The organism is Mycobacterium sp. UNC410CL29Cvi84 (assembly GCF_000686745.1).
In the GTDB taxonomy this organism is placed as follows: domain Bacteria; phylum Actinomycetota; class Actinomycetes; order Mycobacteriales; family Mycobacteriaceae; genus Mycobacterium; species Mycobacterium mucogenicum_B.
In genome coordinates, this window is record NZ_JMLM01000011.1 from 224,532 (window position 1) to 237,561 (window position 13,030).

The 13,030-nt window shown below is 65.2% G+C and carries 13 protein-coding genes; all 13 read left to right on the forward strand.

All coding sequences use genetic code 11. From position 1 onward, the window contains the following. Window position 1: 1 nt before the first annotated feature. Complete coding sequence (locus BR47_RS0117305) at window positions 2-859, forward strand: MlaE family ABC transporter permease (RefSeq protein WP_020103079.1); 858 nt, start codon at window positions 2-4, stop codon at window positions 857-859. Beyond that, complete coding sequence (locus BR47_RS0117310; protein WP_020103080.1) at window positions 859-2,376, forward strand: MlaD family protein; 1,518 nt, start codon at window positions 859-861, stop codon at window positions 2,374-2,376. Before BR47_RS0117305 ends, BR47_RS0117310 begins: the two co-directional genes overlap by 1 nt. Then, window positions 2,373-3,422, forward strand: a complete 1,050-nt coding sequence (locus BR47_RS0117315) for an MlaD family protein (protein WP_020103081.1) — start codon at window positions 2,373-2,375, stop codon at window positions 3,420-3,422. Before BR47_RS0117310 ends, BR47_RS0117315 begins: the two co-directional genes overlap by 4 nt. Then, the gene (locus BR47_RS0117320) at window positions 3,419-4,483 is read left to right on the forward strand and encodes an MCE family protein (protein ID WP_020103082.1); all 1,065 of its coding nucleotides are present in this window, start codon (window positions 3,419-3,421) and stop codon (window positions 4,481-4,483) included. Before BR47_RS0117315 ends, BR47_RS0117320 begins: the two co-directional genes overlap by 4 nt. Next, a complete protein-coding gene (locus BR47_RS0117325) occupies window positions 4,480-5,682 on the forward strand; it encodes an MCE family protein (protein ID WP_020103083.1) in 1,203 nt (400 codons plus the stop codon). The genes BR47_RS0117320 and BR47_RS0117325 overlap by 4 nt, the downstream gene beginning before the upstream one ends. Further along, entirely contained in the window at window positions 5,679-6,815 is a 1,137-nt protein-coding gene (locus BR47_RS0117330) for an MlaD family protein (protein WP_029120279.1), read from the forward strand. Before BR47_RS0117325 ends, BR47_RS0117330 begins: the two co-directional genes overlap by 4 nt. A gap of 47 nt (window positions 6,816-6,862) precedes the next feature. Further along, entirely contained in the window at window positions 6,863-8,071 is a 1,209-nt protein-coding gene (locus BR47_RS0117335; RefSeq protein ID WP_231506730.1) for an MlaD family protein, read from the forward strand. A gap of 25 nt (window positions 8,072-8,096) precedes the next feature. Then, the gene (locus BR47_RS0117340) at window positions 8,097-8,723 is read left to right on the forward strand and encodes an Rv1363c family protein (protein WP_036427511.1); all 627 of its coding nucleotides are present in this window, start codon (window positions 8,097-8,099) and stop codon (window positions 8,721-8,723) included. Beyond that, window positions 8,720-9,322, forward strand: coding sequence for an Rv1363c family protein (locus BR47_RS0117345; protein WP_029120282.1), 603 nt, complete (start codon window positions 8,720-8,722; stop codon window positions 9,320-9,322). The genes BR47_RS0117340 and BR47_RS0117345 overlap by 4 nt, the downstream gene beginning before the upstream one ends. Continuing rightward, window positions 9,291-10,118 (forward strand): hypothetical protein, encoded by an 828-nt coding sequence (locus BR47_RS0117350; protein WP_138158475.1) that lies wholly within the window; start codon window positions 9,291-9,293, stop codon window positions 10,116-10,118. The genes BR47_RS0117345 and BR47_RS0117350 overlap by 32 nt, the downstream gene beginning before the upstream one ends. A 287-nt stretch (window positions 10,119-10,405) precedes the next feature. Further along, complete coding sequence (locus tag BR47_RS0117355) at window positions 10,406-11,155, forward strand: TetR/AcrR family transcriptional regulator (RefSeq protein WP_029120283.1); 750 nt, start codon at window positions 10,406-10,408, stop codon at window positions 11,153-11,155. A 154-nt stretch (window positions 11,156-11,309) separates the two neighbouring features. Continuing rightward, complete coding sequence (locus tag BR47_RS0117360) at window positions 11,310-12,545, forward strand: MFS transporter (RefSeq protein ID WP_404822193.1); 1,236 nt, start codon at window positions 11,310-11,312, stop codon at window positions 12,543-12,545. A gap of 91 nt (window positions 12,546-12,636) precedes the next feature. Continuing rightward, window positions 12,637-12,990, forward strand: a complete 354-nt coding sequence (locus tag BR47_RS0117365; RefSeq protein WP_029120285.1) for a DoxX family protein — start codon at window positions 12,637-12,639, stop codon at window positions 12,988-12,990. Window positions 12,991-13,030: the final 40 nt, after the last annotated feature.

Below are 13,030 nucleotides of genomic sequence, written 5' to 3' on the forward strand. Positions count from 1 at the left end.
CATGGCTGCTCCCTCAACATTCACCCCGGGCCTGCTCCGGCCGTTCACCGCGGTCGGCAGCGGGCTGCTGAAGGCGGCCGGGCGCACCGGCCACATGGTCGAGTTCTTCGGCAAGGTCGTGCTGGCCGTGCCGACGATGTGGCTGCGCTACCGTAAGGAACTGCTGCGGCTGCTGTCCGACATCACCTGGGGCAACGGCTCCATCGTGGTGGGCGGCGGCACGTTGAATGTGGCCGGTGTACTTGGCGTTACGGCCGGCGCGCTGGTCGCGGTCGAGGGCTACAACGCCCTGAACCTGTTGGGTCTCGGGCCTGCCACCGGCCTGGTCTCGTCCTTCGCGACAACCCGAGAACTGGCGCCGGCGATGATCGCGATGGCCTTCATCGCGCAGGCCGGCTGCCGGTTCACCGCCCAGCTCGGCGCCATGCGGATCAATGACGAGATCGACGCGCTCGACACCCTCGGCATCAACTCGGTGGCCTATCTGGTGGCGACGCGCGTGGTGGCCTCGGTGATCGCGGTGGTCCCGCTGTTCCTGGCGGCCCTGGCCCTGGCCTACCTGTCGTGCCAGCTGGTCAGCGTCGTCGCCGGCCAGTCCACAGGTACCTACCTGCACTACTTCGGACTGTTCCTCGAGGGCCGCGACGTGCTGTTCGCCACCGTCAAAGCGGTGATCTTCGTGTTCATCTCGTCGACGATCCAGTGCTACTACGGCTATTTCGCCTCGGGCGGCCCGGCCGGTGTCGGCGTGGCGGCCGGGCGCGCGATGCGCGGCAGTGTCACCGTCGTGATGATCGTCAACATGCTGCTCACCATGGCGCTGTGGGGCGTCATCAGCGGCGCAAGGTTCGGTGGCTGATGGCCAACTCGTTCGACCACGACCCCCGCGGCTCAACCGACCGCAAGCTGGGTGTCATCGGCCTGTGCTTCGCGGTGATCGCCTCGTTCGCCGCAGTCCTCATGGTGGTGAAATCGCAAGGCAAGCTGGACGATTTCGTCCGGGTGGAGCTCAAGCTCATCAACATCGGTGACGGCCTGCCGGAACGCTCTGACGTCAAGTTCCGCGGCGTCATCGTCGGCATGGTGTCGGGTGTGACGCCGTCGCAGCACGGTCAGCCGAACGTGGTGCACGTCAACGTCCAGCCGCAGTTCGCCGCGCAGATCCCCGAAAACGTGACCGCGCGCGTGGTGCCCGCCAACATCTTTGCGGTGTCGGCGGTGCAGTTGGTGCAGAACGGCGACGGGGCGCGTCCCATCCGTTCCGGTGACGTCGTGCTCGAAGACCAGACCTTGCCGACGGTGCTGTTCCAGAACGTGCTGGCCAAGCTGCGTCAGCTGCTCAAGGCCGTCGGGCAGTCACCCGATGCCAACAATGTCGGTGTCTTCGCGGCTATTTCCGAGGCCACCCACGGCCGGGGACAGAAGATCACCGATGCCGGGCATGACGTGAACGAGATCATGCAGCAGCTGAATACGGTCGTGAAGTCCGACGACACCGGTCCGACGACCCTGTCCGCGCTGAAGGCGGCGGCCGAGAGTCTGCGTACCGTGTCGCCGGAGCTGTTCACCGCGCTGGACAGTTCGGTGCAGCCGATGCGGACGTTCGCCGAGAAGCGCACGCAGCTGACCAATTTCCTGTCGGGTGGCCTGAATACCACCGGCACGCTGGGGGATGCGTTCGAGCACCAGAGTGACCGGATGATTCAGGTCAGTACCGGGCTGACGCCGGCGATCGGTGTGCTCGCCGATCACGCCGGCGAGTTCCACGGCGTCTCAACACGATTGCAGGCGCTGGCCAACAAAATCTACGACGAGGGTGTCAACCAGGACACCGGCCACATCATCTGGAAAGCAGTCATCTCGATGAACCCCTCGCGGCAGTACACCCGGGCGGACTGCCCGCGGTACGGCGCGATGGAGGGGCCGAGCTGCAAGACCGCACCGGAAACCCCGACCGCGCCCGACCTCAAGCCCGGCCTGGAATCGATGGGTATGGCGACCCCACCGTGGGTGACCGAGAACCGTCCCAACATTGCGCCGCCGCGCTTTTCGGTTCCGATCGTGCCGGAATTTCCGGGTCCGCCGGACCCCAACGCGCCACCCGCGCCGCAGGCCGCGCCCGCGCCTGGCCCGCCGGTTGCGCCCGCACCTCCCGGCCCGCCGCTGCCCGCCGAAGCCGGCGCACCCGGCCAGGTTCAGCAGCAGTCCGCGCCGCTCTACGGCGGCACCGTCGGGCCCGTCGGTAGCCAGAACGAGAAGGACCAGTTGAGCCAGATCGTCGGTGGCCCAGCCACATCCGCCACTCAGTTACTGTTGGGCCCGGTGGCCCGGGGGCAGGACGTGCACGTCGCTCCGATCCCGGAGGGACAGCCATGAAATTGAAGCGCAGCACCGTCGTGTTCCTCACGCTGTTCCTGGTCTTCTCCGTGGCCGTCACCTGGATGGTCTTCGCGACCTTGCAGCGCAACGTCGCCGGCCCCACCTCGAGCTATTCGGCGATCTTCAGTGATGTGTCGGGATTGGCTGAAGGCGACGATGTCCGGGTGGCCGGCGTGCGGGTTGGCCGGGTCGACAAGATCGAGCTGACGCCGGACAACCAGGCCAAGGTCTCGTTCCAGGTACGCAGCAACCAGACGCTGTACACCAACACGCTGGCCTCGGTGACCTACCAGAACATCATCGGGCAGCGGTACCTCGGCCTGAGCCAGGGTGAGGGCGACAAGCGCAAACTGGCTGTCGGAGCGCAGATTCCGGAGAGCCGGACCAATCCGTCGTTCGACATCTCCTATATGCTCAACGGTTTCGAGCCGCTGTTCACCGAGCTCGACCCGCAGCAGGTGGACAACTTGACCAACGCCATCATCAAGGCGTTCCAGGGCAACGAGGGCTCGATCCTGACCCTGACGACCCAGGCCTCGGTGCTGACGCAGACGCTGGCGGGTCCCGATGCGGCACTTGGGGATTTGATTGCGAACCTGGACCGGCTGATGACGACACTGGCCGCGCAGAGCACCAACCTGCAGACGATGCTGCACGAAACCTCGGCGTCGATCGCCGCCCTGAACAGCCGGCGCGACGAACTGGTCTCCTCGGTGGGGTCCATCACCGCCAACGTGACGCGACTCTCGGCGATCGTCAACGCGATCACCCCGCAAATGCAGCAGTTCATCGACCGCGATCCGGGCTTCCTGAAGTACAGCGTGACCGACGGCAAGGCCCGCCTGGCGTACGCAGTGGCCAATGTGCCGTTGCTGCTCAAGGGACTTGCGCGCGCGGGCCAGGAGGGCACCTACATCGACGTCTACGTCTGCGACCTCGATTTCGGCCTGTGGCGCGGCCTGCTCAACTGGTTCCGCCGGTTCGTCGTCGCGGCCACGCCGGGCAACGGCAACGAGACCTGGCACACGGCGGTGTGCCGATGAGCAGCCTGTTCGGTGGCCCGCTCCGCCCGAAGAACATCCCGGGTGGGCGCAAGCGAGTCCTGGAGGACTACAACAAATTCTGGCTCGGCGTCATCGGCCTGACGGTCATCATCGTCATGGTCGCCGCCGTGGTGCTGGTCAGCATCCTGGACATCGGCAAGAAGCAATACACCGCCGAGTTCGCTCAGGCCGCCGCGATCAAATCCGGCAACGCGGTGACCATCGCGGGCATCAACGTCGGTGAGGTGCAGAACGTCGAGCTGGCCGGCGACCACGTGGTGGTGACGTTCAAAGCCGACAAGAACGTCCGGCTGGGCACAGAAACGCATGCGGCCATCAAGCTCACGACCATCTTGGGCTCGCGGTACCTGGAGATCAGCCCGGCCGGTGCGGGCCATCTCCCCGGCAACACCATCAAATTGAGTCATACCGAGGTGCCGTATGACCTGCAGAAGACGCTCGAGGGTGCGACCAGCACCCTGTCGCCGCTCGATGCGGACAAGATCGCGGAGTCGGTGCGCGTGATGAGCGGCAGTCTGCAGGGTGTGCCCGACGCCCTGCCGGAGGCGCTCACCAACCTCAAGTCACTGGCCGGGGTCATCCAGTCGCGCCGCGACCAGCTCGGCACGCTGATCACCAACGCCGACACAATCGCCGCGCTGTTGCATAGGCAGAAGGCCGACCTCGGCGCACTTGTGTTGCAGGGCAATCAGATTCTCGGTGAGATCACCACCCGGCGAGCTGCGATGCAACGGCTGTTCGACGGTGTGACACTGCTTGCCGACCGCGCGCATACGCTTCTGGCCAACGAGCCGCAACTCGACGCACTGATCGCCAACCTGCACGAGTTCGCCAAGCTGCTTGCCGATCACGACGCTTTGGTCCGCAGCATCCTGCAGGTCGCGCCGGTCACCGCACGCAACATCGCCAATCTGACCGGTAGCGGCAACGGTGCCGACATCACCCTGCCCGCGGGCATCATGGTCGACTCCTGGATGTGCGCGATCAGCGGCCGGGCCCGCCAGTTCAACATCGTCGAATACTTCAAGGACTGCAAATGAGTAAGCGCGCCTTGATGATCGGGGCGATCGCTGTTATCGCGATCGTCGCCCTGGTGACGACCGCGGCCGCCGTGGCGCCGCGCATGTGGCACCGCAACATCACCGTGACGGCGCACTTCCAGGATGCCGTTGGGTTGTATCCCGGCAACGCGGTGTCGGTGCTCGGCATGCAAGTGGGCAAGGTCGACTCGGTGGTGAACAAGGGTGGCTACATCGAGGTCACCATGGACATCGACAAGAAGGTCCCGATCCCCAGCGACGTCACGGCCGCCACGGTCTCCGCCTCGATCCTCACCGACCGGCACGTCGAGCTGACCCCGCCCTACCGCGGCGGAAACAAACTGCGCGACGGTGACCTGATCGCGTTGGGCCACACCAGGACTCCGGTGGAGTTCGACAAGACGCTGTCGATGATCGACAAACTGGGTACCGCTCTGAAGGGCAACCCGCAGGGCGGTGGGCCGCTGGGCGATCTGGTGGACTTGGGGTCTCGGATCAGTTCCGAGAACAGCACCCAGATCAAGTCGACGCTGACCAAGTTGTCGGAGGCCCTCAAGGTGGGTCCCGATGGTGGCGCCAAGACCGAGAAGAACCTGCAGGAAATCATTCGCAGTGTCTCCGATCTGACCCAGTCCGCGGCCGAGAACGATGACGCCATCCGCAAGTTCGGCGGCAACGTTCATCAGCTGAGCGATATCCTCGCCGACCAGAATCTCGGCTCGGGGCGCACCGGAGCCAAGGCCAACGAGATCCTCGAAGAGGTCAGCGGGTTGCTCGAGCGCCACCGCGATCAACTCAAAGGCTCGTTCGGTGATCTGAACACCGTGGTCCGGTCGCTGTCGGACAACAAGCGTGAGCTGGAAGAGACGCTGGACGTTCTGCCGCTGACCCTGGACAACGTCTACAACGTCCTGGATCCGGTGGGCGGTAGCATCCGCGGACACCTGGTTACCGACAAGCTGTTGGCGTACAACCAACTGAACAAAGAACTCTGCAACCTGATGGGCCTGAAGCAATTGGGCTGTGCCACCGGCACATTGCAGGACTACGGCCCCGACTTCGGCTTGACCTCGATGATGGATCTGATGGCCAACGGTATTGGCCCGTCCGGTCAGGGCGAACCGCCCAAGCCAGGTGCTGCCGCGGCCACGCCGTCGCCCGCGCCGGCCGCGCCCGCGCCGGGAGGACCGACGCGATGAGCGTGAAATCTGTTGTGCGGGGCGCACGCTGGACAGGAGTCCTCGGCAGTGTCCTGTTGATGACCGGCTGCGCCGCGGGCCTGGACAGCGTACCGTTGCCGTCCCCGGGATCCAGGGGCGGGACCTACGAACTCAATGCGGTGTTCACAGACGCTCTGAACCTGCCGTCGAAGGCGAAGGTGCGCTTATACGGGGCGGACATCGGCGAGGTCACGTCGATCGATGCCGTGGACTTCACCGCGAAGGTGTCCATGCGGATCCGTCAGGATGTGCCGCTGCCGGTGGGCAGTACTGCCGAATTGCGTTCGGCCACACCGCTGGGCGACGTGTTCCTCCAGATTCGCCCGCCCGAAGATCAAGCGCCGGGCAAGCCCGCGACAGAGCCTCGCGGGTTGCTGCGGGGCGGCGACACCATCCCGCTGGGGTCGACGGCGGCGGCCCCGACAGTCGAGGAACTCCTCAATTCCCTGGCGATGCTGGTCAACGGAGGTGCCATCCGCGCCCTGACCACCGATGTCAACGGCGCCGGTCGGGTTGTCGGTGGCCGCGGCGACAAGCTGGCCAGCCTGATATCGGAGACCAACCAGTTCCTGGCGAAGATGACGGCGCGGACGGCGCAGTTGGACGCGACGTTGCGCAGCACGTCGAACATGGCGGCCGAGGTGTCCCGGCACCAGCAGAGCATCGACACGGCGCTCTCCGCCGGTGCCCCCGCCCTGGCGGTCATCTCCGACAACACCACTCGGATCATGGACGTGGTCGACAACGTCGGCCGGATCACGCGGCAGCTGTCCAAGTTCCCGTCGATGCAGGGCACCGACACCCGCAGCGTCGCGGCCGACGTGAACAAGCTGTCGGCGGTGTTCAACGAGATCGCCATGGACCCGAACATCTCGCTGACCGCCTTCAACCGGCTGATCGGCATCCTGGTCAAGGCCACCACTTCCACCGCGGTGCACGTGGAGGCGGAGATCTCGAAAATTGCGATCGGTGCGCTGCCCGACAAGAACTACGCGGGCGACCCCGGCATCCACGGACCCGACGGCACCGACTGGCACCTGATGATCGGCAGCCTGCGTTACGAGTGGAACATGCTGCTCGGCCGCATCTACGGATCGGACCGCACCCGATGAACGCGCTGAACAGCCTGGTGGCGTTTATCATTCGGATCGTCAAAGCGGTGGCGAGCCGCAAGGTCGTGCTGGCCCTGTTCGGCCTGCTGCTCACCGCGGTGATCGCATTCGGCTACATCGCCATCGACGGCCTGCGGTTCAACCCGTTCCACCGGACCATCGCCATCCGGATCATGCTGCCCGAATCCGGTGGCCTGCTGGCCAATCAGGACGTCACGTTGCGCGGCATCCCGATCGGTCACGTCGCGGCGGTCAACCTGACCAAGAACGGCGTCGAGGCGGTCGCCTCGGTGGACTCATCGGCCCACATCCCGACCGACAGCCCGGTGCGGGTCTCCGGCCTGTCGGCGGCGGGGGAGCAGTACCTCGACTTCCGGCCGGAGCACGGCGGCGGACCGTATCTCACCGACGGTGCGGTCATTTCGGGCAAGCAGGCCAGCATCCCGGTGACCCTGCCGCACATCATCGACCACAGCCGCGGCGCGCTGGCGCAGCTCGATGCCGAGAAGCTCGGCAAGATGTTCAACGAGTTGCACGTCACGAAGGACGGCCCGCGCAAGCTGGCCGCGATCCTGGACGGCGCGAGCTTGTTGGCCAACACCGTGGATTCGGTGCTGCCGGAGACCGTGAGCATGATTCGCACCACCCGCGTCGTGTTCAGCACCGTCGCCGATGTCCGTCCGGGCCTGGCGGCCACGACCAACGACCTGACCAAAGTGCTCGACGGCGTGAACAAGATGGACGGCGGTTTCCGCACCCTCGTCGAGCGCGGAGAGTCACAGCTGGCGACGCTGGACAACCTGATCGCCGACAACCGGCAGAACGTGGTGCAGATCCTCGGCAACCTGACCACGACGTCGCAGGTGATCTACCAACGCATTCCGGGCCTGGAGTACATCTGGCGGCCCGACCGGGACCCGTTCATCGATCGGTTCGCCTCGGTCGTTCACGATGGCGGCGTCTGGGCGATCGGTGACATCTACCCGAAGTACCGGTGCGACTACAACCTGCCGCGGCACGCCCCGTCGGACGCGAGTTTCCCCGAGCCGTACAAGTACACCTACTGTGAGGATCAGGATCCATCGCTGTTGGTTCGCGGCGCCCGCAACGCGCCACGGCCGCCGGGTGACGACACCGCCGGTCCGCCGCCGGGATATGACCCCCACGCGGTGACCGACAAGACGCCGCACTACCCGGGCTACACGATCGACACCCCATACGGCGGTGCGGCGTACCCGTATCCGACGCCGAATTGACGGTCCACGAGACACGCGAGAAGTGATGAGTAAACGAACTGCAAGTACCGACGTGTTCGATCAGGTGCACGACACCGAAAGCGAAGCGGCCGAACCGTCGGTCGAGTCCGATGCCGCCGATGTGACGGAGACGAATTCGGCCGTGGAGAGCGCGGAACCTGCCGCGGCATCGAAGCGGCGGGTCGGTCTGGCCGCAGTGGTGTGCGCGTTGCTGTTCACGATTCTGGTGGCAGCACTGGGCTTCCTGGGCTGGCGGCAGTACGAGCAGTACCGCGTCAACGCCGCGAGTGACGCGGCACTGCAGGCAGCCAAGGACTACGCCGTGGTGCTGACGACGTTGGACGCCAAGAACATCGACGAGAACTACCGCAAGTCGCTCGACGGTTCCACCGGTGAGTTCAAGGACGCCTACAGCCAGGGCGCCACACAGCTGCGGCAGGTGCTGATCGACAACAAGGCCTCCGGCACGGGCATCGTGGTCGCGGCGGCGGTCAAGTCGGCAACGCCCGACAAAGTCGAGGTGCTGCTGTTCGTCGACCAGTCGATCACCAACGCCAACAACCCGAGCCCACGCATCGACCGCAACCGCATCGACATGACCATGGAGAAGGTCGGCGACCGCTGGCTGGCCAGCAGGGTCGAAATCCTGTGACCCACAAGGAGACCGAGGTCACCGACGTCGACGAGGCCCTCGAGGCCGACCCATCCACGCCGCCGGATGCCGCCGAGCCCAAGGCCCCGAAGACGTATACCATCCGGCGCAGCCTCTGCTGGGCCGTGGCCGTCGTGATCATCGCGCTGTCGGCCGCGGCGGGCACCGCGTGGGCACTGGTATACACCCAGCATCAACGAGACGCCGAGGCGGCAGAAGCGCTCACAGCAGCGCGCGCATACGCCGTCACGTTGACCACCACCGACCAGAACACGATCGACAAGAACTTCGCCGATGTGCTGGGTGGGGCGACGGGCGAGTTCAAGGACGCTTACAGCAAGGCCGCGGCGACCATGCGAAAGATGTTGATCGACAACAAGGTCAGCACGACGGGTGTGGTCGAGGACGCGGCAGTCAAGGACGTGCGGGGCGACGACGTCGACGTGCTGCTGTCGGTGAAGCAGGACGTCACCAGTGCCGGCGCGAAAGAGAAGCGGACCGACTACGTCAGCGTGTCGATGACGATGCGCAAGGTCGGCGACAGATGGCTGGCGGCCGACGTGCTGCTTGCCGGAGCGGACGGTAAACGTGGCAAGTAGAGTCCGGGCGGCCCTGGCTGCCTTGGGTGCAACAGTGGTTGCTACGACGTCTTTGACCGGTGCGCCCGCCGCCGAGGCGGCGATCGACAGTTTCTGCTCCGGGCTCGGCGCAGTCTGGGACGGCAATGCGTGCACCGCCGTCGTCAAATCCCAGCGGGAAGCGGAAATGCTTCTGACGCTGCGGGTTCCGGCCGAACTGATCGACAACCCGACCGCCGGGCCTGTGTTGCGCGACTACTACACCCGACTGTTCAACGGCTGGCGTGCTACCGGTAACACCACGCCTCGTGACAGCAGTGCGCGTGCCGACTACGAGATCATTCCGGGTCCCGGCGGTCTGCAATCGGTGGTGGTGCACGAGACGTTCGAGCCCTTCGGTATCCAGTCCAACAATGCCTACCGATCTTTTCTCTTCGACATGAACAGCGGCCGCCGGCTGTACCTTCCCGATCTGTTCCGGCCGGGAGTCAATGCGAACCAGGCGGTTTCGGCCGCGGCCGCGCCGGTCCTGCCGCCGGTACTCGACGCCGCCGCGCCGCCGCACGCCCCCGGCACCTATCCGTTCACGGTGGAGGAGTTCCAGCCCGACGGAGACGGCCCCGGGTACTCGGGCAACTACCGCGCCTTCGCGCTCACCGGTGATTCACTGCGTCTCTACATGCCGGACCAGCCGATGTCCCGCGAAAGCCCAAGTCCACGAGACCGTTTCAGTTGGTCCATGGATGGGGGCACTGTCGTCGCCAACGTCCCGCTGGCCTCGTTGGCTGGTCAGCTGAAGCCGCAGTACGGCGGCTGAGGCTGGGCGCGGATCAAGGCTGCCATGACGTGTGTGCGAGTCGGTCCCATAGGCCAGTTCGATTCCGGCGCTCAGGGATGCAACCCGGGCGACCCATCGACCGCCGGAGGCGTTGATCCGGGTCGCGGGCCGAGGGGTGAACGCGGCAACCCTGCCGAGGTCGGGGTGAAAATGATGATCGGGCATGGCATTGCACCCATCCTGATTGGCCCTCGCAGGCTGACACGGTAGTGGCCACAGTGTTTCCATTATTGGGGTGCGCTGTCAAGTACGGTCATACTGCCTGTATGGCACGAACATCGCGCACGCCCGTCGACGCGGCGGCAACTCCCGCAGTCCGCTCGCCCGGCCGCCCCAAAGTTCCGTTTGATCGGATCGTCGCGACCGCACTGCAAATCGTCGACGACGAGGGCGCCGACGCGTTGTCGATGCGCGTCTTGGCTCAGCGGCTCGACTCGGGAACCGCGACCCTGTATCGACACGTCTCGAACCGGGCCGAGTTGATCGCGCATGTCATTGATCGCGTTCTCGGTGAGATCGAATACCCGCCGGATGATTCTGGTGGTCGGACGTGGCAGGAAGACTGCGCCGCCGGCGCGCACGCCATGTTCGACGCGCTCAGTCGGCACAAGAACGTCGCACCCCTGCTGGCCGACCATGTGCCGATAGGGCCGAACGCGATGTTGCATCGCGAACGGGTGTTGTCGCGATTGCTCGCGAGTGGCTTTACGCCAGAATTGGCGGCCAAAACGCATGCGACGGTCGCGCGATACGTCTTGGGTTTCGCGGTGCAGCTGCGAGGAGACGACGCCTCCAACGCGCAGGAATCTGCGGACCTGTCGGCGCACTTCCACTATCTGGACCCGGAGTCGTTTCCCTCGACGTATGCGGTCGCCGATGTGCTGCCGATTCCACTGCACGACGAGTTCGAATTCGGCTTGCGGATGATCATTTCCGGCGTGACGGACCTGTACGACGGCCGCGATCGCCACGCGCGCGGCGGCAAGGCAGTCCGAAGCCGCAAGAAGCCGGAGTAAGCCACGCGGAGCCCCGGCGGGCTCTATCGCGCTACTGCACCCAGATTCGCTGATCCGAATAGGCTCGCGGCGGCCCTGTCTGCCGGGCCCGAATCCGCCGTGAATGTGGCGGACGTGCTGGAGGGTTGTGGCGGCGCCCCTTGGTCCTGTAATAATGGTAACTGTGTTGCCAAAATTAGCGGGTCGCGCACCCGCCGCACCGCCGGACCGCGAAACCGGTTCCCGCCGAGCAGTTCCGGCGTTCCTGTTGGCTTACGCTTTCGCGGCGATCATGGCCGGCACGACCCTGCCGACGCCGATGTACTCGCTCTACGCCCAGCAGATTCATTTTTCGGTGTTGACGACCACCGTTGTCTATGCCGTGTACGCGGGCGGTGTTCTGTTCGCGCTGCTGGCTTTTGGTCGTTGGTCCGATGTCATCGGGCGTAGGCCGGTGTTGATCGCCGGAGTTGCTGCAGCCATTGTCAGTGCGGGAGTGTTTCTTGACGCTGATACCGTGCCGCTGCTCCTGGTCGGTCGCGCGTTGTCGGGATTGTCCGCCGGATTGTTCACTGGCGCCGCGACGGCCGCGATCATCGAAGCCGCACCATCACGCTGGCGTTCCCACAGTTCAGCGATTGCGACTATCGCAAACATCGGCGGCTTGGGAGTCGGGCCGGTACTGTCCGGCATTCTGGTCGAATATGCACCCGCGCCATTGCATCTGACTTTCGTCGTTCACATTGCCTTCGCACTGCTGGCTGGACTGGCGGTGCTGGTGGTGCCGGAAACCTCCACGCGTACTGGTCAACTCAGATTCCAGCCGCCTTCCGTGCCCCCACGGCTGCGACGCGTGTTTGCCATTTCGGCGGCCGCGGGGTTTTGCGGTTTCGCCGTGATGGGGTTGTTCACCGCCGTCGCTCCAACATTCCTCACGAGCCTGATCGGTGTCACCAATCACGCGGTCGCCGGGCTGATCGTCGCGTCGATCTACAGCGCTTCGGCTCTGGCCCAGATTGCCACGGCTCGAGCAGCGCCGCAGCGCGCGATCATGTTCGGTTGCGCCGCCCTGGTCCTGGGCATGCTGATTCTCGCTCTGGCCCTGCAATTTTCGTCCGTGATGGCCCTCATTGCCGCGGCGCTGATGTGCGGCGCAGGCCAGGGCATCAGCTTCAGCAGGGGATTGGCAATGGTTACCGCAGAGGCTCTACCTGAACAGCGAGCCGGGGTCAGCTCGACATATTTCGTTGTGGCCTACGTTGCGATCTCGATACCAGTGATAGGCGAGGGCTTCGCCGCGCACGTATGGGGCTTGCGCACCGCCGGAATGTGTTTCGCTGCGGCGGTCGCCGCTCTTGCATGCCTGTGCCTGTTGATGAGTATCACGGAAAGCCGGCGCGCTACGCACTGAAGATTCCGCTGTCGGGTGAGCAAGCCGTGGGGAAGCCATCGGGCGACCGACAATTGGGCAGCGCCGCTGCCTCGAGGTGAATGGAATAGGTATGAATGTCGAACTGGTCCGGACCATCGTGGCTGTCACCTTCGCCGTGGTGTGCGCCGGCTCCGCTGTGCCAACCCTGGCCGGTGCGCCGCCGATGCGGGATGCTGCACAGCATTTCGGCATCCCTTGGTCGCGCTATCGCTTGACCGGTGTCGCACTGCTCGCGGCCGCAGTGGGCATCGCCGCTGGGTTCCGTTGGCCCGTATGTGGGTTTTTCGCCGCATCGGGCATGGTGCTCTTGCTCTTCGGCGCCGTGTACTTTCATTTCAGGGCGCGCGACCCTCTGGTGAAACTGCTTCCGGCGGTGGTGACCTTGGCCATCGCCACCGCCTACCTTGCCGGCTTCGCGGCCTAGAGGCAGCTCGCGAGCAGCGAATCCTTCTCTGCTGGACCAG